The organism is Streptomyces altiplanensis (assembly GCF_053591575.1).
Genome location: NZ_JBSFUB010000008.1, coordinates 23,798 through 47,170 on the forward strand (window position 1 = coordinate 23,798; position 23,373 = coordinate 47,170).

The window sequence follows — 23,373 nt, forward strand, 5'->3', positions numbered from 1 at the left end:
GGGATCTGAGTATCCGCGCCCATGTTCCGCCGTGTGTTCCGCGCCACACTCATCGACCATGGAGAACGCACTGCCGCCGGCGGAAGAACTGGTGGTCCTCGATCACGAGCTGGGCCTGCTCGAAGCCCGGCGCGCCCAGTTGCTCGCCCGCCGGGCGTGGCTGCTCACCGCCGTGCGGCAGCCTCCGCCCACCGCTCCGCGCGGTCCCTTCACGCCGTACGCCGGGGCCTTCGGCGCCGGGCAGGCACCGCGCGCGCCGCAGGACGCCTCGCCGCGCGGTGCGCAGAACGTGCTGCTGGCGCTCGGCGGTGTTCTGCTGACGGTCGCCGCGATCGCCTTCACGCTGGTGAGCTGGGGCCATCTGGGCATCGGCGGCCGCTCGGCGGTGCTGGGCGCGGTGACGGCCCTGGCGCTGGCCGCGCCGGTCCTGCTGCTGCGCCGCGGCCTCGTCTCGACCGCCGAGTCGGTGGCTGCGCTGGGTCTGGCCCTCACGGTGCTCGACGCGTACGCCCTGCGCCGCGTGGCGCTGCCCGGGGCGGACCCGCTCGCGTACGCCGCGATCGGTTCGGCCGTGCTGGCGGCGCTCTGGGCGGCGTACGGCCTGGGGCTCGGCCGGCTGCGGATCCCGCTGCCCGCCGCGCTGATCACCGCTCAGTTCCCCTTCGTCCTCTGGGCACTGGCGGCCGGGCCGGGCCCGCTGACGTTCGCCTGTGCGCTGTCGGCGACGGCCGCGCTCGATGTCGCCGTGGCCCTGTGGGGGGCCGGCCGCGCGGTGCGCCCGTTCGCGTATGCCGGTGCCTGGCTGACGGGCGCGGGGGCGCTGCTCGGCGCCGGCGTCCTGTCGGTGGCGGCGGGCAGCCCGGCGGACGCGCTGCGGCCGGGCGTGCTGCTGGTGGCGGTTGCCGCCCTCGCCCTGTCCGCCGCCCGGCGCGTTCCGGCACCGCATGCCGTGGCGCCCTCGGCGGCGGCCGGTCTCGCGGCGCTGGCGGCCGTCGGCGGTGTGGCGCGCCCCGCTGCGGGGGACGCGTGGGCGGTGCCCGTGTACGTGCTGTGCGCCGTGGTCCTGGCGGCCGTCGTACGGGCGGGCCTGCCGCGTCCCGTGGCGGCCGGCCTGGCCGGTGCGTCCGGTGCGGTGCTGGCCGCGGGCGCCCTGTGGGCGCTGCCTCCGGCCGCGGCCGGCCTGCTCGGCCCCGCGGCACAGGTGGAGCGCGTCTGGTCCGGTGCCCCGGCCGGCGTCCGCGAGGCGCTCTTCTCCGGGCTCTCCTGGCCGTGGACGGCCGCGGCCCCGCTGGTCCTGCTGACCGTGGCCGCGGTCTCGGCCGCCGCGGCGGCGGCGGCGCGCCGTCCGGCCGCGCCCGGTCACACCTGGTGCGTCCCGGCGGCGTGCGCGGCCCTGGTCCTGGTGTGGGCGGCGGCGCACGCCCTCCCGGCCACGCTGGACTTCGGCTACCCCGCGGCCGTAACGCTGCACCTGTTCCTGACCGCGGCGCCCCTGGTCCTGGCGGTACGTCCCGTCCCGGCCGGAACCGCCACGGCGCCCCGCGTGCCCCATGCGCCTCTCGCGTTCACGGCGCTCGCCTGCGCTCTGGCGTCGGCGCTCTCCGTCTCGCTGCTGTCGCTGGCCGCGCAGGCCGCCACGCTCATCGTGCTCGGCGTCCTGGCGGCGCTGTTCGGCGCGGCCGCCGTGTTCGCCAGGGGGTCCGTCACGCCGCCCGTCTGTGCCGCCGCGGCCGTCGGGTACGCGACGGGGCTCACCGGCGCCGCCGCTGCCGCGCTCACGCTCGCGCCCCACCAGGCCGCATGGGCGATCCTCGCCGTGCCCGCGGCCGCCGCCGCGCTCGCCGCCCGGGTGCGCGGCCACTCCACCGCCCTCCCCCTGGAGGTCACGGGCGCCGCGGCGGCGCTGCTCGCGATCGGCCTCGCCTCGGGCCACGCCCCCGCCCTCGCGCTGGTCCTGGCGCTGTGCGGGGTCATCGCCGCGGGCACGGCCGTACGGGCGGACCGGCGCCCCGTCGGGTACGCGGCGGTCGCGCTCTTCGTGCTGGCCACCTGGGTCCGCCTCGGCGCCTCCGACGTCGTCACGCCCGAGGCGTACACGCTCCCCGTCACCGTCCCGGCGCTCGCGATCGGCGTGCTGCGCCGCCGGCGCGACGCGGATGCCTCCTCCTGGACGGCGTACGGTCCGGGGCTCGCCGCGACCCTCCTGCCGAGCCTGATCGCGGCCTGGGGCGACCAGCACTGGCTGCGCCCGCTGCTCCTCGGGGCCGCGGCCCTGGCCCTGACCCTGACGGGCGCCAGGCACCGGCTCCAGGCGCTGCTGGTGCTCGGTTCCGCCGTGCTCGCCCTGGTCGCGCTGCACGAGCTCGCGCCGTACGTCGCCCAGGTCGTCGGCGCACTCCCCCGCTGGCTGCCGCCGGCCCTCGCGGGCCTGCTCCTGCTGGCCGTCGGGGCGACGTACGAGCAGCGTCTGCGCGACGCCCGCCGGCTGCGGGACACACTGGGCCGGATGCGCTGAGGCCGGGCCGCCCGGGGCCGGGAAACGGCGAAGGCCCGGAAGACTTTCGTCTTCCGGGCCTTCGGTCCGGGTGGGCGATACTGGGTTCGAACCAGTGACCTCTTCGGTGTGAACGAAGCGCTCTCCCACTGAGCTAATCGCCCCGGCGCTCCGCACACATTACCCCATGTCAGCGGGGATCCCGAACCGGTTGCCGGTCACTCCCCACCGGCCCCGCCGGTCACTCCTCGATGTTCCACGGCATCGCGAAGCCGAACTCCCGGACGTAGATCCCGAGCAGCACCGCGATGATCACCAGGCCCACCGTGGTGAGGATCATGTTCCGCCGCCGGACCCTGGGGTCGAGCGCCTTCTGGGCCGCTTCGGTGACTTTCCGCTTCGTCCAGCGCAGCACCAGCTGCGCCCACACGAACTCGGTCGCCCAGATCGCCATACCGCCGAAGATCACCAGCCAGCCGGGCCCCGGCAGCGGCAGCATGACCACACCGGTGGCCACGACCGCCAGGCCGATGACGAATACCCCGACCTGCCAGCTCAGATGCAGCGGCTTCGACGCCTTGATGAACTGCGGCGCCCGCGAACCCAGGTCCCGCTCGTCCTCGCCCGCGTCCCCCGTGGCGGGCACTGTGGCCGCCGGGTCGACGACTTCTTCCCGCTCGTTACTCTCCGCGTTCATAAGGCCCAACCTACCCGACCCGACCGGGTGGCCGTAATACTCGTATCGCATCAAGTACCTCTCGGCCGTACGAGCTATCCGAAGCGCCGCAAACAGGTCAGAGGGGTTTACAACGGCACCGTAGGTGGCATGTCGATTTCGCCGACGTGCGAATCCCCGAGCGCACACTGAGCGAAAGGCCCTGGCGCTTATGAACACCACGGTCAGCTGCGAGCTGCACCTGCGCCTCGTAGTGTCGAGCGAGTCATCACTGCCTGTACCCGCGGGCCTGCGGTATGACACGGCCGATCCCTACGCCGTGCATGCCACCTTCCACACCGGAGCCGAGGAGACCGTCGAGTGGGTGTTCGCCCGCGATCTCCTCGCCGAGGGCCTTCACCGGCCCACCGGTACCGGCGACGTCAGAGTCTGGCCGTCCCGCAGCCATGGCCAGGGAGTCGTCTGCATCGCCCTGAGCTCCCCGGAAGGAGAAGCCCTGCTCGAAGCCCCGGCGCGGGCCCTGGAGTCGTTCCTGAAGCGGACGGACGCCGCGGTGCCACCGGGCACCGAGCACCGCCACTTCGATCTCGACACGGAACTCTCACACATCCTGGCGGAGAACTGAGCCAGGCCGAGAGCCGTTCCACGCCGTCCGACTCGGGGCGACGGCGCGGGGCGGACAACCGCATACAGCACACGCCGGCGCCGTCGCCGCGGGTTCCACCGCGGAGACGGCGCCGGTGCGCCGTGCGCGCGAGCCGCTAAAGTCGGCCAGCATCGGCGGGCGCCCGCCCGCGGCAGGCCAGGGAGCGAATCGTGCTGATCCCCCACGACACCAGGGGCGCCCTCGAGGTCGTCGTCGATCTGGTGAACACGGCGCCGGAGAGCGACCAGAGCGACCGGCTCGCGGACATCGAGGCGCTGTACGCCTTCGTACGCCTCCATCACGTCAGTGACATCGGTGAACTCGGCGAGGCGGATCTCAGGGCCGTACGGGACGTGCGAGCGCGCTTCGCGGACGTGTTCGCGGCGCCCGACCCCCGCACCTGCGCGGAGCTGATCAACCAGCTGGTGGCGGCGGCCGGCACCACACCGCGGCTGACCGACCACGACGGCTTCGACTGGCACGTGCACTACTTCGCGCCCGGCGCCTCGGTCGCGGACCACCTCGCGGCGGACTGCGGGATGGCGCTGGCCTTCATCGTGGTCTCCGGCGAGCACGAGCGGCTGCGCCGCTGCGAGGCCCCGGACTGCCGCCGGGCCTTCGTCGACCTCTCGCGCAACCGGTCCCGCCGCTACTGCGACAGCCGCACCTGCGGAAACCGGCTGCATGTGGCGGCGTACCGGGCACGGCGCAAGGAAGCCGCGGGCTGAGGCCTCACAGCAGGAAGAGATCATGCATCGCGGCCATCAGCAGCAGGAAGCCGATCACCCCGAGGAAGATCATCAGGGGTGGCTGGGAGAGCGCGAAAAGGCAGCCGCGCGGTTCTTCGGCGGGGGCGGGGGCTTCGCCCCGGGACGTGTCCAGCATCTCGGGGCGATGATGACGCAGTGCGGCCACCCCCGATGACCAACACGCCCATCTGCGCGGCCAGTTCGTCGATCTTGGCCGTTCGTGATCTCTCGTTGATCACTTCAGCGTCCGGGTTGCCAGGTTTTCGGATGCCTTGCCAGGGGTTCCACTCGCGGCCGTCCGGGCCCTTCGGGCCGTTCAGATGCCGTGCTTCTTCAGGATGGCTTCGATGTCGCTGAAGTCCTCCCCCGCCCCGTCGGCCTTCGGCTGCGCCTCGGCCCGGGACCGCTTCGGCTGCGCGGCCGCCGGGCTCCCCGCGCCGAGCGGCGGCGCGGACGCCTGCGGAGCGGCCTCCTCGCGCCGCGCGGCCCTGCGCTCCTTGCGGGTGCCGCCGGTACGGCGCTCCACTGCCCTGGTCGTCATGAAGAGCAGCCAGGAGAGTCCGAGCAGACCGAAGCCCATCCACACCTCCGGCTTGAAGGCGATGCCCGAAACCCACTCGACGACGCCGGTCAGCACCAGGCCGACCGGTACCAGCGCGTAGGCGGCGATGCGCGTCGCGGCCAGGAATCGCTTGCGGTACGCGGCGATCGCGGCGATGCCCAGACCGGCCGCGGACGCCGCGGAACAGATCGTCTCTGCCAGCATCCGGTCCTCCAGCCCCAGGGATTGCGTTCCCCTCCATCCTGCACCGGGGGAGCCCGCCCGGGCCACGCCCCCGTACGGTCTCAGGGACATCTCCGGGGCGGCCTCCTCCCCAGGGCCTGGTCGAGGACCTGTCCGGCGGGCTGGAAGACTGGTCCCATGACCGACTCCTCTCCCGCGCGCCCCGTCGTCCTCGACATCTGGTGCGACCTCCAGTGCCCCGACTGCCACGCCGCGCTGGACGACGTCCGCGCCCTGTGCGAGCGCTACCGTGACCGGCTCGACGTACACCTGCGTCACTTCCCCCTCGAGAAGAACAAGCACGCCTACGCCGCCGCTCAGGCCGCCGAGGAGGCTGTCGACCAGGGCAAGGGCTGGCCGTACGTGGAGGCGGTCCTCGCCCGCACCGGGGAGCTGGCGGCGAAGGGCGAGCCGCTCCTGCTGGAGGTCGCGGGCGAACTGGGGCTGGACGCGGAGGAGTTCGACACCGCCCTGATCGACGGCCGGCACCTCCTGATCGTCGACGCCGACCAGGCCGAGGGCAAGGCCATCGGCGTCACGGGCACGCCGACGTACGTCATCGACGGCGAGCGGCTGGACGGCGGCAAGAGCCAGGAGGGGCTGCGCGAACGCATCGAGGAGATCATCGACCGGCTGCTCGCCTGAACCGCCGCCGGAAACCGCCGCGCAGCCGCGGCCCGGGCCTCAGAGCAGCTGCTTGTAGAGGTGGTACGTCACCGGCTCGTAGCCGAGTGATTCGTACAGCCGCAGGGCCGGGGTGTTGTCCGTGAAGACGTTGAGCCCGATGCGCCCGGTCCCTGCCGCCAGCGCCTCGCGCTCGGCGAGCAGCAGCAGCGCACGGCCGAGCCCCCGCCCCCGGTGTTCCTCCGCCACCTCGACGTCGAAGACGTAGGCACCGCTCTGGCCGGGGTGGGGGTGGCGCAGCGCCAGCCAGAGCGTGCCCACCGCCACGCCGTCGCGGGTCAGGACGCCCAGGTACGTCTCCGGGGTGGCGATTCCGCCGGCGAGAGCGGCCGCGTGGTCGGCTTCCGTCTTGGCCCGCGCCGCTTCCTCGGAGAAGCCGCGCCGGGTCAGGGACCGCGTGTAGCCGGCCTTGGTGTGGACCAGCCAGGTCTCGAACTCGCTTCCGCTCATCGGCCTGCCCGCGACACCCTCGGGCAGCACGGGAGCCCGCGCGGGCAGGGGTTTGCCCATGATGCGGTTGCGTTCGGTGTAGCCGAGTGCGGCCGCCATGCGCCGCGCGGGCTCCGCCCCGGCCGGGACGGAGATCTCCACGCGGCCGCACCCCCAGCCGCGCAGCACCTCCTCGGCCGCGAGCGCGGCGACCGTCGCCCTCCCCCGGCGCCGGTCCGCCTCGTCGACGCGCAGTCCGGCGATACGGCCGACGCCGGTCCCCGAGCGGGGGTCCGTGGAGAGTTCGACCGTACCGACGGACCGGCTGTTCACGCACACCGCGTAGGTGCGCGATCTGGCGCCGTCGGCGCCTTGCTGAAGCGGCGCGGTCGGCCGCAGGGTTGTGGTCATCAGGGGAGTTGTACCCGCCGGACGGCCACCCGTCATCCGAATTCCCGGTGCTTTACGGGTCCAGGTCCGAGGCGGCCCGCTCGTCGAAGACGCGCATGGCCTTGGCGGTCACGGGGCCCGGTGCGCCCGGCAGTTGGCGCCCGCCGATCCGGTGCACCGCCTGTACGTCGCGCAGCGTGGAGGTCAGGAAGACCTCGTCGGCCCGCTCCAGTACGTCCAGCGGCAGGTCGGCCTCCCGGGCGCCCGTCCATTCGGCGGCCAGGGCGCGCGTGATTCCGGCGAGGCAGCCGGAGGAGACGGGCGGGGTGAACAGCTGCCCGTCGAGGACGACGAAGACGTTGGAGCCCGTGCCCTCGCAGAGCTGCCCGACGGTGTTCGCGAACAGCGCCTCGGACGCGCCCTCCTCGCGGGCGCGGGCGAGCGCGACGACGTTCTCGGCGTACGACGTGGTCTTGAGCCCGGTGAGGGCACCGCGCTCGTTGCGCGTCCAGGGGACGGTGATCACGGCGGTGCTGTCGGGGCGGCGGCCGGTTTCCCCGAGGGCGACGACCAGGGTGGGGCCGGTGTCCCCGCGCTCGGAGCCCAGCGGCGAGAGGCCGCCGGTGTAGGTGATCCGCAGCCGGCCGAGCTCCATGGGGTTGGCGTCCAGGACGGCGGCACAGGCGCGGCGCACCTCGTCGAGGTCGGGCTCGGGCAGCCCCAGGCCACGGGCGGAACGGGCCAGCCGCTCCAGGTGCCGGGTGAGGGCGAAGGTCCGCCCCCCGGTCGCCTTCACCGTCTCGAAGATCCCGTCGCCCACGGTCAGGCCGTGGTCCAGTACGGACACCCTGGCGGTGGCCGCGTCCCGCAGCCCGCCGTCGACCCAAAGCTTCATGAAGCGGTCCTTCCCGTCTCCTGGTACGTGCCCGACGCTACCGCGAGCAGCCGGGAGGCCTTCAGCTCGGTCTCCTCCCACTCGCGCTCGGGGTCGGAGCCCCAGGTGATGCCCGCGCCCGTACCGAACCTGAGGACCGGGCCGCCGGGGGCGGTGCGGTCGATCCAGAAGGTGCGTATGCCGACGGCCAGCTCGCCGGTGGAGCGGTCGGCGTCGACCCAGCCGATGCCTCCGCAGTACGGGCCGCGCGGCGCGGTCTCCAGCGCCTCGATGATCGTGAGGGCGCTGGACTTGGGGGCTCCCGTCACCGAGCCCGGCGGGAACGTCGCGGCGAGCAGCGCGGCCCAGCCGGCGCCGGGCGCGAGCTCGGCGCGGACGGTGGAGACCAGGTGGACGAGGCCGGGGTGCGGTTCGACCACGCACAGCTCCGGGACGGTCACGGAACCGGCGACGGCGACCCGCCCCAGGTCGTTGCGGACCAGGTCCACGATCATCACGTTCTCGGCGCGGTCCTTCTCCAGGAGATCGTCCGCCGTCCGCCCGGTGCCCTTGATCGGCCCGGACTCGACGGTCCGCCCGTCCCGCCGCAGGTAGAGCTCGGGGGACGCGGTGGCTATCTCGACGCCGTGCGCGGGCAGGCGAATCGTTCCTGCATACGGCGCCGGATTGCCGCGGGCCAGCAGGGCGGTGAGCGCGTCGACGTCGGCCCCGGCACCGGCCGGGCCGGGCAGCGGCGCCGTCAGGACGCGGCAGAGGTTGGCCTGGTAGACCTCGCCCGCCGCGATGTGCTCACGGATGCGGCGTACGCCCGCCGTGTACGCGGCGCGGTCCATCGACGACGTCCAGTCACCGGCGGCGGGCCCGCGCCAGGCGCCGGACACGGGAGCGGGGACCGGCTCCGCGCGCACGTCGCCGAAGCGGGCGCAGACGAGACGGCCCTCGAAGTCCGCGGTGACGGCCCAGAAACCGGTGGAGTCGAGCGCGGCGGGATCGCTGGTCACATCGCGCAGGTCAGAGGCGACAAGGCCGCCGAAGCGGGCCAGAGGGGGAAGGTCGTGCACGGCCCCGAGTCTAGAGCGGACCGCGATGACCTGCGCCGGAGCGGAGGCAGCGCAGCACGCTGCACAAACGCGTTTTTGTACTGGCCCCGGAATCCGCTAGAGTTCAACACGTCGCCGGGACACGGAAACGCCCCGGCAAGACAAGCGGACGTGGCTCAGTTGGTAGAGCATCACCTTGCCAAGGTGAGGGTCGCGAGTTCGAATCTCGTCGTCCGCTCGGTGTGGGGGATCTTCCCGACCCCCTGTATGCACTCCTGGTGGAGTGGCCGAGAGGCGAGGCAACGGCCTGCAAAGCCGTCTACACGGGTTCAAATCCCGTCTCCACCTCCAAGGACGATTAGCTCAGCGGGAGAGCGCTTCCCTGACACGGAAGAGGTCACTGGTTCAATCCCAGTATCGTCCACTGGATCCCCGGTCGTACATGACCGGATGGTCCGTCCCGCGCGATTAGCTCAGCGGGAGAGCGCTTCCCTGACACGGAAGAGGTCACTGGTTCAATCCCAGTATCGCGCACGCAGTTCGCAGGACCGCAGGACCAAGAGAACATCCCGCGCGATTAGCTCAGCGGGAGAGCGCTTCCCTGACACGGAAGAGGTCACTGGTTCAATCCCAGTATCGCGCACCACCAGCAAGAAGCCCCCGGCCGTTTCCACGGCCGGGGGCTTCTTCGTGCCCCGGTCAGGACGAGAAGAGCATCCGGCCGAAGCCCTTCTGGCGGTGGTGACCGTGGTGGCCGCCGTGGGGAGCGTGCTGCGGGGCGCCCCAGGCGGGCGCGGGGGCGGCGGGGTAGCCCTGCGGGGCCGGCGGCGGGGGCGGCGCCTGCTGCGTCCACTGCGACTCGAGGCGGGTCAGTGACTCCAGCTCGCCGTAGTCGAGGAATATCCCGCGGCAGCCGCTGCACTGCTCGATCTGGACACCATTGCGGTTGTACGTGTGCATGGGTGCGTGGCACTTGGGGCACTGCATGGTCGACTCAACTCCTCGCCGTCGGTTCGGCATCGCCGGAACGCGTACCCGGCGACGGTCCGTTCACCCTACGGCGTGGTGGCGGAAGCCAACTCGGGCGGTAGGGCCGCAATTCGGGCGCAGGCCTCGATCATCATCTCCTCCACCTCGTCCAGCGGCCGGTTCTCGGCGGCGGACTTGGCGAGGGCGAGGGCGGCGGTCTGGACCGTCAGGGCGCGCGCGGGTACGTCGAGTTGGGGCCAGGGGTCGCCGTCCGGACGTACGGCCGTACCGCCCGCGGCCCGGTACGAACCGAGGAAGCGGTCCCAGACGTCCGGCGCGAGCAGGCCCGCGGCGTACCAGGCGGCGGGGCGGGCCAGGTCCCAGGCGGGGTCGCCGGTGCCCATGTCGTCCACGTCGATCAGCAGCCAGGGGCCGCCGGGCGCGGGGTGGCGGACGAGCTGGCCGAGGTGGAGGTCGCCGTGGCAGAAGGCCGCGCGGTCGTGCGGCGGCGGGGCTTCGTCGCGGGCCCAGGCCGGCAGCCCGGCCCAGGCGCGGAGCACGGGGGCCGCGGCGGGGTGGGGGCCCGTGGCCCGCATGCGCGCGACGGCGCGGGCGGCTTTCGCGGGGCCGCGCATGGGCGGGAGCGGCGTGGGGAGTTGGAGTGCGCCGGGGGCGACCGCGTGCAGCCGGGCGAGGAGGGTCGCGGCGTCCTCCCAGGGGGCGGCTTCGGGCGCCTCGGGGTCGACGGGTGCTCCGTACGGCCACAGGCTCAGGGGCCGGCCGTGCAGCATGGTGGTGAAGGTGCTTTCCGCCGCCGGTACGGGCAGGGGCGGCAGGAGGATGCCGGCGAGGAGCGGGTCCGCGGCGGCGGCGATGCGTGCGGTGAGGGCGGCGGCATCGGTGTCGGGTGCGTGGGACTTGGCGACGACGTCGCCGTGACGTACGACCGTGCCGTCCGGGCGGTCCGCGAGGACGTCGGGGCGCGCGCAGGGGCAGGAACCGGCCGTCTCGCCCCGGACGGGCCGGGGCGTGATCCGGAGCGCGGGCAGGGATGCAGGCCGGGGCGCGGGCCGGGACTGAGGTGCGGCGGCGTGCGCGACGGCGCTCAGCGCTTGCGCGACGGATGCGGTCACGGTCTCCCCCGGGTGCTGTGCGGTGCTGTCGGTACCGCGGGGAGCCTACGTGCCGCGCCGGGGCGGCCGGCGGGGCGGTTCTTTCCCCATCCCGCTCCTTCCCGGACCGGGCCCGGAAAACGCCCTGGGGCGCTGGTCCCGGTGGAGAAAAAGGCGTTTGCCCGGACAGCTCCCCAGCTGTCCGGGCAAACGCAGTCGCCCGCCGCACCCCCGTCCCCACGGGGTTATGAGATGGCCGGATGCCCTGGCCCGGTCCGCTCTACCGGGCCGTGGGCGCCGCTCAGCGCCCGAGCATCACACCCACGGACGACGCCTGTGTGACCACTGCTTCCCAGCCTCCGAAGAGGACGACGAGCAGCGCCGCGAGGGGAAGGACCATGGCCGTCGCCACCAGGGGGTGGCGCGTGCCTGACGGACGGCCGCCGAACGAGGCGAATGCCCTGCGTCCCTGCGTGCGGATCACCGTCCGCGTTGCCGTGTCCGCCATGGTCCCTCTCCTGTCGTGATGGGCAGCGGCGGGTGTCTGACCTCGGGGGACGAGTGCTCCACCCGCCGCTTGACTTCAACGTTAGGGGCGCTTCGGGACCGGGGCGTCATGCCCGCGTACCGATTGCCGGGCCTCCCGGAGGATGAGCAACCGTCCCGCGGCGTACTCCCCAGGGTGGAGAGGCGGCCCTACGTCCTGGGGTCTTCCCGGAGGGGACGCTCCTGGTGTTCGGAGGTGTCCTCCCTGGGGACCGGCTGTTCGACCAGGGCCAGCACCCTGGTCGCCATGAAGCGCGCGGTGCGCACCACGGAGCCGTTGCGGGTGACTTCACTCACTTCCACCACTCCCCTGCGCACCGCTGTTTCCACCCGCCGGCCTGCCCGGCTGGCCACCACTTCGTACGTACGCGTCGTGTCTCCCGCGTCGACGACTATCTCCACGCGATCGCCCTTCATTGATCCAATCCCCCTTCAGCGACGGACCTTTGAGATCTCGCACGGGCCGGGGGCGGCGGATCGGCCGCCCCCTGGCCACTTCTCAAGTTTCCCACTCGGCACTGACAATCGATCGATTCGTGAGGGCGCGGCCTATGAGCACACCGGCCCGCAGGTACGTAAGCTGTCCGACGTCGAACGGACCGGTCAGCAGCGGGGTGGGGGAGGCCCCACCGGAGGTAGGGGACGGACATGGCGATGATGCGGCTCCGGCGGGAGGACCCGCGTGTCGTCGGCTCGTTCAGGATTCACCGGCGGCTCGGGGCGGGCGGCATGGGCGTCGTCTACCTGGGCTCCGACCGGCGCGGCCAGCGGGTCGCGCTGAAGGTGATCCGGCCGGACCTGGCCGAGGACCAGGAGTTCAGGTCGCGCTTCGCACGCGAGGTGTCCGCCGCACGGCGGATCCGCGGCGGCTGTACGGCGCGGCTGGTGGCGGCCGATCTCGAGGCCGACCGGCCGTGGTTCGCGACCCAGTACGTGCCGGGCCCCTCGCTGCACGACAAGGTCGTCGACGAGGGCCCGTTGGTGGCCGCCGAGGCGGCCGCGGTCGGTGCGGCGCTGTCGGAGGGGCTCGTCGCCGTCCACGAGGCCGGGGTCGTGCACCGCGACCTCAAGCCGTCGAACATCCTGCTGTCGCCCAAGGGACCGCGGATCATCGACTTCGGCATCGCCTGGGCGACCGGCGCGAGCACCCTCACGCATGTCGGTACGGCGGTGGGCTCCCCCGGTTTCCTCGCGCCCGAGCAGGTGCGCGGCGCGGCGGTCACACCGGCCACGGACGTGTTCGCGCTGGGCGCCACCCTGGCGTACGCCGCGACCGCCGACTCCCCCTTCGGACAGGGCAGTTCGGAGGTCATGCTGTACCGCGTGGTGCATGAGGAGCCGCAGCTGCACGGCGTGCCCGACGCCCTCGCGCCGCTGGTGCGGGCCTGCCTCGCCAAGGACCCGGAGGAACGGCCCAGCACGCTGCAGCTCTCGATGCGGCTCAAGGAGATCGCCGCCCGGGAGGCCCAGGGCATCGGCGAGGCCAGGCCGCCGGCGCCCCGCGCCGATCAGGACCGGCCCACGGGACGGCTCCCGGAGCGGTACGTCGAGGAGGAGACCCAGCGGGGGCGGACGGCGGGTGCGTCCGGGGCGCGCGCGCAGGCTCCGCGCGCCTCGTTGCCGCGCTCGGGATCACGCCCCTCGGCGGCGCGCGATACGGGGCGTTCCGGCGGGCGTACGGACGGGCGCGCGGACCGGCGGACAGACGGGCGTACGGACGGGCGCACCGACCGGCGGACAGATGAGCGCACGGACCGGCGCACGAACGGGCGCGAGGGCGCCAGGCCGGGGACAAGGACGACATCGACCGGGCGGCGTCCGGCGAATCCCCGGCTGCTGCGGCAGCGCATCGTCGTCTTCGTCGTGGTGACGCTGCTGGTGGCGCTGGGGATCGCGGCGGCCCAGGGGTGCCAGGGGCCGGCCAGGGGTCTCGGCGTGTCTCCCGGTGTGGAGCAGCCGGGCCCCGAGGGCCCGCAGGCGTTCTGAGCCGCCGGGGCCGAACCCGGTCAGGACTGCGGGCGGCCCGTCGCCACTGCGTAGAACGCGACCGCTGCGGCGGCGCCCACGTTCAGTGAGTCGACGCCGTGTGCCATCGGGATGCGGACCCACTCGTCGGCGGCGGCGAGCGCCTTCCTGGACAGGCCGTCGCCCTCCGCGCCGAGCATCAGGGCCACCCGGTCGAGGCGGTGCGGGGCCACGTCGTCGATCGCCGAGGCCTTCTCGTCGGGGGTGAGGGCGAGGAGCCTGAAGCCCGCCTCCCGTACCTGCTCCAGATCCTTGGGCCAGGATTCGAGGCGGGCGTACGGCACCGAGAAGACCGCGCCCATGGAGACCTTGACCGACCTGCGGTAGAGCGGGTCGGCGCAGTCCGGGGAGAGCAGCACCGCGTCCATGCCGAGCGCGGCGGCGCTGCGGAAGATCGCGCCGATGTTGGTGTGGTCGTTGACCGCCTCCATGACGACGACCCGGCGGGCCGGGGCGAGCAGGTCGCCGGCGGCCGGGAGGGGCCTGCGCTGCATCGAGGCGAGCGCGCCGCGGTGGACGTGGTAGCCGGTGACGCGTTCGGCGAGGTCCGGGCTCACGGTGTACACCGGAGCCGGGGCCTCGTCGATGACGTCGCGCATGACGTCGACCCACTTGGCGGAGAGCAGCATCGAGCGCATCTCGTAGCCGGCCTGGCGGGCGCGCCTGATGACCTTCTCGCCCTCGGCGATGAAGAGGCCCTCGGCGGGCTCGCGCCTGCGGCGGAGTTCGACGTCGGTCAGGCCCGTGTAGTCGCTCAGGCGCGGGTCGTCGGGGTCGTCGATGGTGATGAGATCGGCCACAGGGTTACTGCCTTGTCGTGGGTGCGGTGAGGGCTGCTGGTCGTCGGGGGCGCTTGCGGGCCGGACTGCTCCGGCCCGCTTCGCTTACTTCGCCTGCGCCTGCGTCTGGGTCTGGGTCTGGTTCTGGTTCTGGTTCTGTCCTACCGTGACCACGTCGCCGATGACGATGACGGCCGGCGGGCGCACGTCCTCGGCCCTGGCCTTCTCGGCGACGGTCGCGAGCGTCGCGTCGACGCGGCGCTGGGCGGCCGTCGTGCCCTCCTGGATGATCGCCACGGGCGTCTCGGGCGAGCGGCCGTACGCCGTCAGGGCCGCGGCGATCGCGCCGATCCGCTCGACGGCCATGAGGAGGACGAGCGTGCCGCGCAGGCCCGCCACCGCCTTCCAGTCGACGAGAGAGCGCGGGTCCTCGGGGGCGACGTGGCCGCTGATCACCGTGAACTCGTGGGCGACGCCCCGGTGCGTGACGGGGATTCCCGCCGCGCCGGGGACGCTGATGGAGCTGGAGATGCCGGGGACCACCGTGCACGGGATGCCGGCCTCGGCGAGCGCCTGGGCCTCCTCCATGCCCCGGCCGAAGACGAAGGGGTCGCCGCCCTTGAGGCGTACGACCGCCTTTCCGGCCTTGGCGTGCTCGATGAGCGCGTTGTTGATGGCCTCCTGGGCCATGAAGCGGCCGTACGGGATCTTCGCGGCGTCGATCACCTCGACGTGCGGCGGGAGTTCGTCGAGGAGGTCGCGCGGGCCGAGGCGGTCGGCGATGACGACGTCCGCCTCGGCGAGGAGGCGGCGGCCGCGGACCGTGATCAGGTCCGGGTCGCCCGGGCCGCCGCCGACCAGGGCGACGCCGGGGGTGCGGGTGCGGTGGTGGGGGGCGACGAGGGTGCCGTCGCGCAGGCCCTCGACGATGGCGTCGCGTACGGCGGCGGTGCGGCGGGGGTCGGGGCCGCCGCTGGTGAGGACGGCCACGGTCACACCCTCGGAGCGGCCGGTGGCGGGGGTCCAGGCGGTGGCAGCCTCGGCGTCGTCGGAGCGGACGCACCAGGTGCGGGTGCGTTCGGCTTCGGCGGAGGCGGCGGCGTTGGCGGCCGTGTCGGTGGACGCGATCAGGGCATACCAGGCTTCTGCCAGGTCGCCCTCGGCGTACGGGCGGCGCTCCCAGCGGATCTCGCCCGCTTCGGCCATCGCCTCTACGGAGGGGGTGGCGGACGGCGATACGAGGACGATGTCGGCGCCGGTCGCGATGAGCGCCGGGAGGCGTCGCTGGGCGACCTGGCCGCCGCCGATGACGACGACACGCCGCCCGGCGAGGCGGAGTCCGACGGGGTAGGCGGGGTGCGGGTCGCCTGCGGCGGCGTGCGGCGCGGTCATGGCGTGCGGCTCCTCGGGGCGGGGAGATGGGTGCGGCTTGCGGCTTCGCCGCTCTGTGGCTCGCCGCTTTGCGGCTTGGCGGCCCTGGCTTGGGCCTGCGCCGCTGCGACGGTGAAGCGGCTGGTGGGGCAGGTATCGGGGCCCCGCGAATACCTTACGGGCCGGGGGCGGCGGGGTCACCGGTGGCCGGGGCGGTTGCGGCGGCGGAGCTCAGGGGGCGGGGCTCAGGGAGCGGGGCTCGGAGGACGGGGCTCAGAGGGCGGAGCCACCCCCGCGCACGGGGTCGGTGCCGCGTCGTGGCGTCTCCTCGGGTGCCGAACGTTCGGGTACGTCGGTTTGTTCGGGCGTGTTGCGTTCGACACCCTGCGGGGAGCGCCCCGACACGTCCCCTCCCGGCACCGTGAGAGGCGGGGCATGCGTGGCCGTGACCTCGCCCGCGCGGCGCGGACGGCGGGCGCGGGCCCAACGGCGGCACGCGGTGCGAGGCGCCTCGGCACGGGCGTGCCCCCCGCGCAGGAGAGCGCGAGGGGCACGGCACACGCCCACCCGGACCGGATCCGCCGGGGCGTGGACACGTGACGGGTTACTTCTCGGTCACTCCGGCCGAGTCGAACGTGGCCACCTCGTGCATCGCCCTCGCCGCGCTCTGGACCACCGGGAGTGCCAGCAGGGCCCCCGTGCCTTCGCCGAGACGGAGATCCAGGTCGACCAGAGGACGCAGACCCAGCTTGTTCAGGGCGGCCGCATGCCCCGGTTCCGCGCTGCGGTGGCCCGCGATGCAGGCCGCGAGGGCCTCGGGGGCGATCGCGCGGGCGACCAGCGCCGCCGCTCCCGCGCTCACCCCGTCCAGGATGACGGGGGTGCGCAGGGACGCACCGCCCAGCAGGAAGCCGACCAGCGCCGCGTGCTCCAGGCCGCCGACCGCCGCCAGGACTCCGATCGGGTCCGCCGGGTCCGGCTGGTGGAGTTCCAGGGCGCGGCGTACGACATCGACCTTGCGGGCGTGCATCTCGTCGTTGATGCCCGTGCCCCGGCCGGTGATCTCGGCCGGGTCCAGGCCCGTGTAGACGGCGACGAGAGCGGCCGAGACCGTGGTGTTGGCGATGCCCATCTCACCCGTGAGCAGGGCCTTGTTGCCCGCCGCCACCAGGTCGCGCGCCGTTTCGATGCCCACCTCGATCGCGGCGAGCACCTCTTCGTGGGTCAGGGCGGGACCCGTGGTGAAGTCGGCCGTACCTGCCCGCACCTTGCGGGGCAACAGGCCCGGGGTCGCGGGGAGTTCACCCGCGACGCCGACGTCCACGACGCAGACCTCGGCACCGACCTGGTTCGCGAACGCGTTGCAGACGGCGCCGCCGCCGAGGAAGTTCGCGACCATCTGGGAGGTCACCTCCTGGGGCCAGGCGGTGACGCCCTGCGCGTGCACACCGTGGTCGCCCGCGAAGACCGCGACGGCCGCGGGCTCCGGGATCGGCGGCGGGCACATTCGGGAGAGGCCACTGAGCTGGGCAGAGATGATTTCGAGCATGCCGAGTGCGCCGGCCGGCTTGGTCATGCGCTTCTGGCGTTCCCACGCCTCGCCGAGCGCCTTGGCGTCCAGCGGACGGATGTTGGAGACGGTCTCCTGGAGCAGGTCGTGCGGCTCCTCGCCCGGCAGGGCGCGGCGGCCGTACGTCTCCTCGTGGACGACCCACGAGAGCGGGCGGCGCTTGGACCAGCCCGCCTGCATCAGCTCGGGCTCCTCGGGGAATTCGTCGACGTAACCGACGCAGAGGTAGGCGACCACCTCGAGGTGCTCGGGCAGGCCGAGGGCCCGGACCATCTCCCGCTCGTCGAAGAAGCTGACCCAGCCGACGCCGAGTCCCTCGGCGCGGGCCGCGAGCCACAGGTTCTCGACCGCGAGCGCGGAGGAGTACGGCGCCATCTGCGGCTGCGTGTGGCGGCCCAGGGTGTGGCGGCCGCCTCGGGTGGGGTCGGCGGTGACGACGATGTTCACCGGGGTGTCGAGGATGGCCTCGATCTTCATTTCCTTGAACTGCTTGGCCCGGCCCTTGGGCAGCGACTTGGCGTACGCGTCGCGCTGGCGCACGGCGAGTTCGTGCATCGTCCGGCGGGTCTCGGCGGAGCGGATGACCACGAAGTCCCAGGGCTGGGAGTGGCCGACGCTCGGTGCGGTGTGCGCGGCTTCGAGGACGCGGAGGAGGACCTCGTGCGGGATGGGGTCGCTGCGGAAGCCGTTGCGGATGTCGCGACGCTCGCGCATCACGCGCAGGACCGCTTCGCGCTCGGCGTCGTCGTAGCCGGGAGCGGGGGCGGAGACGACGGCTTCGGAAACCTCGGGCTCGGGCTCGGGGGTCGTTTCCGGGGCCGCTTCGGGCTCGGGGGCAGCGGTGACTTCGGCTGCGGGTTCCGGTTCCGGTTCCGGCTGGACCGGCAGTTCGGTGGCCGGGCCGGCATCGTGCGGTGCGGGGGTCGGGACGGTGGCCGCAGGCTCGGGCTCGGGCTCGGTGCCGGGCTCGGCGAGCTGTTCCTGGGCCGGCTCGGGCTCGGGATCCGGCTCCGCAGTCGGGGCCGGCGCCGGCTCAGTGACGGGGGCTGCCGGTCCGGCCACCGGCTGCTCGGCCAGGGGCTCTTCCGGGGTCGGGACCGCGACGGGTTCCGGTTCCGGGGCAGGAACCGGAGCCGGAGCCGGAGCCTCGGCAGGTTCCGGAATCAGTACGGGTGCGGGTGCGGCCTCCGCTTCGGACGCTTCGGGCTCGGGCGCCACGATGGGGACGGCGACGGGCTGCGGCTGCGGCTGCGGCTGCGGCTGCGGCTGCGGCTGCGGCTGCGGCTCGGCGGCGGGCGCTTCGGCCGGCAGCGGGGCGGCCGGGAGCGAGCCCTCGACCGGGACGAACTGACCGACGGGCTGGGGTTCCTGAGACACCGGCTGCGGTTGCGGTTGCGGCTGCGGCTGCGGCTGCTCGGGCTGTTGCGGCTCGGGCGCGACCGGCTCCGGCTCGACGACGGCGACCGGCTCGTGTGCGACGGGCGCGGCGGCGGCCGGCTCGGAAGCAGCAGGTTCAGGGGCGACGACGGGCTCGGGCGCGGGCGCGACCGGCTCCGGCTCGGCGACGGCGACGGGCTCGGGCACGACCGGCTCCGGCTCGGCAGCAGCGACCGGTTCAGGAGCGGCGGGCTCCGGCTCGGCGACGGCGACGGGCTCGGGCACGACCGGTTCCGGCTCGGCAGCAGCGACGGGCTCGGGCACGACCGGCTCCGGCTCGACGGCAGCGACCGGCGCCGGAGCGACCGGCTCCGGGGCGGCCGGGGCGCTCACGGGCTCCTCTGCGACCGGCGCCGACGCGGCCTCAGCCGTGGCTTCGGGCGCAGCCTGAACCTGCGGTCGCGGATCCACAGCTTCCGGGACGACCGTTTCTGCTGGGGTCTCCTGAGGCATCTGAGGCGCCTGAGGCTGAGGCCAGGGCGCAGCGGCCTGCGACGGGATCACGCCGAGCTGCGGACCGGGCAGCGCAGCCGCCTCGTCACGCGGAATGTCGAGGTACTCGGGGCCAGTGGCCGGCGGTCCCGCGTGTCGTGCGGGAGCAGGGTTCTGCGGCGTCGTCACCGCGCCGGCCGCAGGCCCGCGGTCGGCCAGCGAGCGTACGACGCCGCCGGTCGTCTCGGGCATCGGCGGGCCGAGGTGCAGCGGGCGACGGGCCGGAGGAGGTGTCTGGGCGGAGACGGGCGCCGGCGGAGTACGCACGCCGCTGAGGTCGATGGAACCGGAGTCACGGCCACCGGCTTCGTGCGCGCCGGGCTCGCTTCCCTGAGACACCTGCGGCTGCGGCTGTGCCTGGATCCCGGCCGGCGCCTCGGCTGCCTGGAGGCCCTGCGGCGCGCTCTGCATCTCCGGGGCGGAGGAGAACTGGGGAGCCGGCTGCGGCTCGGCGGTCCCGGGCGCCTGGGGCACGTGCTGCGTCTGCACCGCGTGCGGCACTCCGGGCACCTGCTCCGGCAGTTGCGCCTGCGGCATCTCGGACGTCTGGAGCATGTGCTGCTGCTGTGCCTGCGACTGCTGCTGCACCTGGTGTATCTGCGGTGCCTGCTGTACTTGCTGCACCTGCGGCGTCTCCGCCGTCTGCGGCGCCGGCACGGTCTGATGGTCGCTCCACGCGCCCTGTGCGCCCGGCATCAGCAGCAGGTCGTCGTCCTCGGCTGCGCCTTCGGAGGGTTCGAGGAAGGTGTACGCGTCCGGAGCGGGGATGCCCGGCTGCGCCACCATGCCTGCGTCCTCCGGCAGTCCCTCACCCGGGACCCGGCCGGTGTCAGTCATGCGTACCTCTCGCCCATCCATCGCTTGTGCTCCTTCGGCCCTTCACCGGTGACGCCTGCTCGCGGCATGTTCGGCACCCGTTCAAACAAGAACGAGCGTCCCTGTCGCGCGGCACGGAAACCCCGCGGACACCATGCATTCTCGCGGCCGTTCGCCGCCAGGGCAGGAAGTCCTGCCACGGCCCGCTGTGGGCTGCGCCACGTTGCGCGGCCCCCGGTTGCGTCGTACCACAAAGAGCTCCAAAAAGGGCCCATTTTCCGGACATTGGCGAACGAAGTGCCGAACGCCCGGCTGCGGTACAACGATCGGCCAGCCTACCCCGCGCCGTGCAGCGGCATCATCACGGGGCGCGATCCAGGTGGGTCGCGGAGAGCAGGAAAACCACCGAGCGGTCGCGTTCCGTCCAGGCGCCGGTGTCGAGTTCGACGGACTGCAGCAGTTCGCATTCGACCGCGTAGCCGCCCTCGGCGAGCGCCCGGCCGATCGCCTCCGCCTCGTCGCGCGTGGACGCGTGCGTCACGATGCGCTCGGGCCTGCGGTCGGCGCACGCCGAGACGACGGGCACTCCGCCGCCCCCGATGCGTACGACATCCGGCTCGGGCAGGTTCTCCAGGACGTGCGGCGCCCTCCCGTGCACCACATGGAGCTGGACGCCGAAACGCCGGGCAGCGGCCGTGGTGCGGCCACACGCGTCCGGGTCGCTGTCGACGGCGATGACCGCGGCGCCGAACCTGGCCGCCTCCACCGCGAGCGCCCCGCTGCCCGAGCCGATGTCCCAGACCAGGTCGCCGGTACGCGGTCCGAGGCGGGCCAGCTGCGCGGCCCGCAGACCGGCGAACTCGCCCTCCCCGGTGCCCGGCTCGTCGCCGTACTCCCGCGCGGGCAGCGCCCAGCCGCGCAGGGCGGGCGGATAGCCGGGGTCGCGGCCGCTGATCCAGCCGCTCGAAGGGGCGGCGGGGGAAGCGGGCCCGGCGCTGCCTCCGATGACGATGACGACATTGGGATCGCGCCAGACGTGGTCGGCGGCCTTGTCGGAGGTGAGGACGGTGACCTGCTCGCGCGCCGTGCCCAGTTCCTCGCAGATGACGAAGGTGCGGTGGACCCCTTCGAGGAGCAGGGCGAGTTCGGCGGGGCCGGCGCCCGGTGAGGTGAGCACGGCGACCTTGGTGTGCGCGCGGCAGACGTTGACGGCGCGGCGCAGCGTGCGGCGGTGGGCGACGACGATCTGGGCGTCGTCCCAGGGCATCCCGGCGCGGGCGAACGCGGTGGCCACCGACGAGACGGCGGGAACCACTTCGACCTCCAGGCCGTGCTGGGGCGCGCGCAGGGTCCGTACGACCCCGAAGAAGCCGGGGTCTCCGTCGGCGAGGACGACGGCGCTGCCCCGGTGCCCCGCGATGCGGCGGGCGGCGAGGTCGACGCTGCCGAGGCGGATGCGCTCGGCGCCCGGTGGCACTTCGGGGAGCGACAGATGGTGCGCGGCGCCCGCGACGAGGGTCGCGGCCGCCAGGGCGGACCTGGCCGCTGCGGTGAGGGGCGAACCGTCCCAGCCGATCACCGTGACCCGGTCGGCCATCCTTGTCAGTCTCCTGGAGTTGTCGTGGGTTGCGGCGGTGGTGCGCGGCGGCCCGAGGCGGCGACGCGGGCAGGGTGAGAGTACCTGGTACGGACCACGGATGTGCGGGGGCGGGGAGCAGGGGTCAGTTCCAGTCGTTGTACGACCCGTAACCGCCGGCGCCGGCCATCCGGTCGGCGACACCTTCGAGGTCCTCGGGGAGCAGGCTCCAGACGATCAGGTCGGTGCGGATGTCGGTCCAGCCGCCGTCCGCGCCGTTCTCGGTCCGGGTGCGTGCTATCCAGGCGTTGCGCAGAACGCCTTCGCTGATGCAGCCGATCTTCTGCGCGACCTGCTGGGACGCGGTGTTGTCGGCGGCGGTGCGCAGTTCCAGGCGCTCGAACCGGTGGTCGCGGAAGATCCACTGGGCGACGGCGAGCACCGCCTCGGTGGCGTACCCCTCGCCGCGTGCCCAGGGGGCCGTCACATAGGCGGCCTCGGTGGCGCGGGTGCGCCAGTCGGTGTGCCGGAGGTGGACGGTCCCGACGAGCCGCTGGGTGAGGAACTCGGTGACGGCGAGGGCGATTCCGCGGCCCTGGGTGCGCTCCGCGGGAGCGATCCTGCGGACCCAGCGCTCGGCGTCGGTCGTGGTGTAGGGGTGCGGCGCGGAGGTCCAGGCGACGACCATCTCGTCGTTCATCATCTCGGTGAGCGCCGGGATGTCCGACTCGTCGAAGGGGCGCAGCACCAGCCGGTCCGTGCTGATGGAGATGTCCGGGAAGGTGGTAGTCATACGCAGCTCCATGCCGTGGACCGTCGGGTAGGCCGTAAAGGCACAGCATGCAGCATCATGGCCGCCGTGCGCATGGCCGGGTGGTGGCGGCCCGGGAGCGCGAAGGCCCCGCGCACCCGGCGGGGTGGGCGGGGCCTTCGCTCACAAGGACCGTGCGGGCGTCAGGACTTGGCGGCACCGAAGGCCGGCACGATCGAGCCGGCGTACTTGTCCTCGATGAACTTCTTGACCTCGTCGGAGTTGAGGAGCTCGGCGAGCTTCTGCACCCGCGCGTCCTTCTCGTTGCCCTTCTTGACCGCGAGGAAGTTGGCGTACGGGTTGCCTTCGGCCTTCTCGATCGCCAGCGAGTCCTCGGCGGGCTTGAGGTCGGCCTCGATGGCGTAGTTGCCGTTGATGACCGCGGCGTCGACGTCGTCCAGGGCGCGCGGCAGCGTGGCCGCCTCCAGTTCCTTGAACTCCAGGCCCTTCTTGTCCTTGATGTCGGACAGCTTGGCGTCCTGGCCCGCGCCGTCCTTCAGCGTGATGAGGCCGTTGTCCGCGAGCAGCTTGAGCGCGCGGCCCTCGTTGGTGGTGTCGTTGGGCACCGCGACCGTCTGGCCGGACTTGATGTCCTTGATGTCCTTGGCCGTCTTGGAGTAGAGGGCCAGGGGCTCCAGGTGGACATCGGCGACGGGCACGATGGTGGTGCCCTTCTTCTTGTTGAAGTCGTCGAGGTACGGCTTGTGCTGGAAGAAGTTGGCGTCGACCTCGCCGCTCTGGGTGGCGGTGTTCGGCAGGACGTAGTCCGTGAACTCCTTGACCTCGAGCTTCAGGCCGGCCTTCGCCGCCAGGTTGTCCTTGACGTAGCCCAGGATGTCGGCGTGCGGCGTCGGGGACGCGGCGACGACGAGCGCCTCGGACGCGTCGGCCTTGCCGCCGGACTCGGTCTTGGCGCCCGGGTCGGAGGCGGTGCCGCAGGCGGTGAGGCCGAGGGCTATGGCGGCGGAGGCGGCGGCAGCCGCAGTGATCTTGATGTTCTTACGCACGAAAAGTGCCTCTTTCTGGTGGTGCGGGTGGTCGCCCGGACAAGGAGTGCGGGCTTGCTGGGGAAGGAGGTTCGG

At 73.4% G+C, this 23,373-nt stretch carries 21 protein-coding genes and 6 tRNA genes; 10 read left to right on the forward strand and 17 right to left on the reverse strand.

Translation table 11 applies throughout. The annotated features are described in order from the left end of the window. The first annotated feature begins 58 nt into the window (after positions 1-58). The gene (locus ACWD0Y_RS05660; protein ID WP_450259190.1) at positions 59-2,515 is read left to right on the forward strand and encodes an SCO7613 C-terminal domain-containing membrane protein; all 2,457 of its coding nucleotides are present in this window, start codon (positions 59-61) and stop codon (positions 2,513-2,515) included. Positions 2,516-2,586: 71 nt separating this feature from the next. Here ACWD0Y_RS05660 and ACWD0Y_RS05665 read toward each other — a convergent pair. Beyond that, positions 2,587-2,658 (reverse strand) — tRNA-Val (locus ACWD0Y_RS05665). 77 nt (positions 2,659-2,735) lie between these two features. Next, positions 2,736-3,191, reverse strand: coding sequence for a TIGR02611 family protein (locus tag ACWD0Y_RS05670; RefSeq protein ID WP_450259191.1), 456 nt, complete (start codon positions 3,189-3,191; stop codon positions 2,736-2,738). 190 nt (positions 3,192-3,381) lie between these two features. On the opposite strand from ACWD0Y_RS05670, the gene ACWD0Y_RS05675 reads away from it, so the two are divergent. Both ACWD0Y_RS05675 and ACWD0Y_RS05680 read left to right on the forward strand, forming a co-directional pair. Beyond that, on the forward strand, positions 3,382-3,795 hold the full coding sequence (locus ACWD0Y_RS05675) for an SsgA family sporulation/cell division regulator (protein ID WP_003987206.1): 414 nt from the start codon (positions 3,382-3,384) through the stop codon (positions 3,793-3,795). Between the two features lie 191 nt (positions 3,796-3,986). After that, positions 3,987-4,544 (forward strand): CGNR zinc finger domain-containing protein, encoded by a 558-nt coding sequence (locus ACWD0Y_RS05680; protein WP_093801821.1) that lies wholly within the window; start codon positions 3,987-3,989, stop codon positions 4,542-4,544. A gap of 4 nt (positions 4,545-4,548) precedes the next feature. Here ACWD0Y_RS05680 and ACWD0Y_RS05685 read toward each other — a convergent pair whose 3' ends face one another. Both ACWD0Y_RS05685 and ACWD0Y_RS05690 read right to left on the reverse strand, forming a co-directional pair. Next, entirely contained in the window at positions 4,549-4,701 is a 153-nt protein-coding gene (locus ACWD0Y_RS05685; RefSeq protein WP_450259192.1) for a hypothetical protein, read from the reverse strand. A 180-nt stretch (positions 4,702-4,881) separates the two neighbouring features. After that, on the reverse strand, positions 4,882-5,331 hold the full coding sequence (locus ACWD0Y_RS05690; protein ID WP_450259193.1) for a hypothetical protein: 450 nt from the start codon (positions 5,329-5,331) through the stop codon (positions 4,882-4,884). Positions 5,332-5,487: 156 nt separating this feature from the next. Here ACWD0Y_RS05690 and ACWD0Y_RS05695 point away from each other — a divergent pair, with 156 nt between their 5' ends. Further along, positions 5,488-5,994 carry a DsbA family protein gene (locus ACWD0Y_RS05695; RefSeq protein ID WP_093801819.1) on the forward strand — a complete coding sequence of 169 codons (507 nt, stop codon included), beginning with the start codon at positions 5,488-5,490 and terminating at the stop codon, positions 5,992-5,994. Between the two features lie 39 nt (positions 5,995-6,033). Here ACWD0Y_RS05695 and ACWD0Y_RS05700 read toward each other — a convergent pair whose 3' ends face one another. The 3 genes from ACWD0Y_RS05700 to ACWD0Y_RS05710 are packed head-to-tail and all read right to left on the reverse strand — an operon-like array spanning position 6,034 to position 8,808. Further along, positions 6,034-6,873, reverse strand: coding sequence for a GNAT family N-acetyltransferase (locus tag ACWD0Y_RS05700; RefSeq protein ID WP_450259194.1), 840 nt, complete (start codon positions 6,871-6,873; stop codon positions 6,034-6,036). Positions 6,874-6,925: 52 nt separating this feature from the next. Then, positions 6,926-7,747 (reverse strand): aminotransferase class IV, encoded by an 822-nt coding sequence (locus tag ACWD0Y_RS05705; protein WP_450259195.1) that lies wholly within the window; start codon positions 7,745-7,747, stop codon positions 6,926-6,928. Further along, entirely contained in the window at positions 7,744-8,808 is a 1,065-nt protein-coding gene (locus ACWD0Y_RS05710) for a chorismate-binding protein (protein WP_450259196.1), read from the reverse strand. The genes ACWD0Y_RS05705 and ACWD0Y_RS05710 overlap by 4 nt, the downstream gene beginning before the upstream one ends. A gap of 144 nt (positions 8,809-8,952) precedes the next feature. Between ACWD0Y_RS05710 and ACWD0Y_RS05715 the strand changes: the two genes are divergently transcribed. The 5 genes from ACWD0Y_RS05715 (at position 8,953) to ACWD0Y_RS05735 (ending at position 9,433) form a co-directional block, all read left to right on the forward strand. After that, positions 8,953-9,025, forward strand: a tRNA-Gly gene (locus ACWD0Y_RS05715). Positions 9,026-9,064: 39 nt separating this feature from the next. Continuing rightward, positions 9,065-9,138 (forward strand) — tRNA-Cys (locus tag ACWD0Y_RS05720). Between the two features lies 1 nt (position 9,139). Continuing rightward, positions 9,140-9,211, forward strand: a tRNA-Val gene (locus ACWD0Y_RS05725). A gap of 38 nt (positions 9,212-9,249) precedes the next feature. Further along, positions 9,250-9,321 (forward strand) — tRNA-Val (locus tag ACWD0Y_RS05730). Positions 9,322-9,358: 37 nt separating this feature from the next. Further along, positions 9,359-9,433: transfer RNA gene (locus tag ACWD0Y_RS05735), tRNA-Val, on the forward strand. Between the two features lie 53 nt (positions 9,434-9,486). Here the strand turns inward: ACWD0Y_RS05735 and ACWD0Y_RS05740 are convergent. The 4 genes from ACWD0Y_RS05740 to ACWD0Y_RS05755 form a co-directional block, all read right to left on the reverse strand. Continuing rightward, positions 9,487-9,774, reverse strand: a complete 288-nt coding sequence (locus tag ACWD0Y_RS05740; protein ID WP_450259197.1) for a TFIIB-type zinc ribbon-containing protein — start codon at positions 9,772-9,774, stop codon at positions 9,487-9,489. Between the two features lie 68 nt (positions 9,775-9,842). Beyond that, entirely contained in the window at positions 9,843-10,790 is a 948-nt protein-coding gene (locus ACWD0Y_RS05745; protein WP_450259277.1) for a phosphotransferase family protein, read from the reverse strand. 379 nt (positions 10,791-11,169) lie between these two features. Beyond that, entirely contained in the window at positions 11,170-11,376 is a 207-nt protein-coding gene (locus ACWD0Y_RS05750; RefSeq protein WP_450259198.1) for a hypothetical protein, read from the reverse strand. Positions 11,377-11,564: 188 nt separating this feature from the next. Next, entirely contained in the window at positions 11,565-11,831 is a 267-nt protein-coding gene (locus ACWD0Y_RS05755) for a hypothetical protein (protein WP_093801813.1), read from the reverse strand. Positions 11,832-12,062: 231 nt separating this feature from the next. On the opposite strand from ACWD0Y_RS05755, the gene ACWD0Y_RS05760 reads away from it, so the two are divergent. Continuing rightward, the gene (locus ACWD0Y_RS05760; protein WP_450259199.1) at positions 12,063-13,400 is read left to right on the forward strand and encodes a protein kinase domain-containing protein; all 1,338 of its coding nucleotides are present in this window, start codon (positions 12,063-12,065) and stop codon (positions 13,398-13,400) included. Positions 13,401-13,420: 20 nt separating this feature from the next. Here the strand turns inward: ACWD0Y_RS05760 and ACWD0Y_RS05765 are convergent, their stop codons facing one another. The 6 genes from ACWD0Y_RS05765 to ACWD0Y_RS05790 form a co-directional block, all read right to left on the reverse strand. Continuing rightward, complete coding sequence (locus ACWD0Y_RS05765; RefSeq protein WP_450259200.1) at positions 13,421-14,239, reverse strand: TrmH family RNA methyltransferase; 819 nt, start codon at positions 14,237-14,239, stop codon at positions 13,421-13,423. Between the two features lie 84 nt (positions 14,240-14,323). Further along, positions 14,324-15,610, reverse strand: coding sequence for a uroporphyrinogen-III C-methyltransferase (cobA, locus tag ACWD0Y_RS05770; protein WP_450259201.1), 1,287 nt, complete (start codon positions 15,608-15,610; stop codon positions 14,324-14,326). A 583-nt stretch (positions 15,611-16,193) separates the two neighbouring features. After that, positions 16,194-19,925, reverse strand: coding sequence for a nicotinate-nucleotide--dimethylbenzimidazole phosphoribosyltransferase (gene cobT, locus ACWD0Y_RS05775; protein ID WP_450259202.1), 3,732 nt, complete (start codon positions 19,923-19,925; stop codon positions 16,194-16,196). Between the two features lie 340 nt (positions 19,926-20,265). Then, positions 20,266-21,501, reverse strand: coding sequence for a precorrin-6y C5,15-methyltransferase (decarboxylating) subunit CbiE (cbiE, locus tag ACWD0Y_RS05780; protein ID WP_450259203.1), 1,236 nt, complete (start codon positions 21,499-21,501; stop codon positions 20,266-20,268). Between the two features lie 124 nt (positions 21,502-21,625). Beyond that, positions 21,626-22,273: a GNAT family N-acetyltransferase gene (locus ACWD0Y_RS05785; protein ID WP_450259204.1), complete on the reverse strand. Its 648-nt coding sequence runs from the start codon at positions 22,271-22,273 to the stop codon at positions 21,626-21,628. Positions 22,274-22,434: 161 nt separating this feature from the next. Continuing rightward, a complete protein-coding gene (locus ACWD0Y_RS05790; protein WP_450259205.1) occupies positions 22,435-23,298 on the reverse strand; it encodes a MetQ/NlpA family ABC transporter substrate-binding protein in 864 nt (287 codons plus the stop codon). Positions 23,299-23,373: the final 75 nt, after the last annotated feature.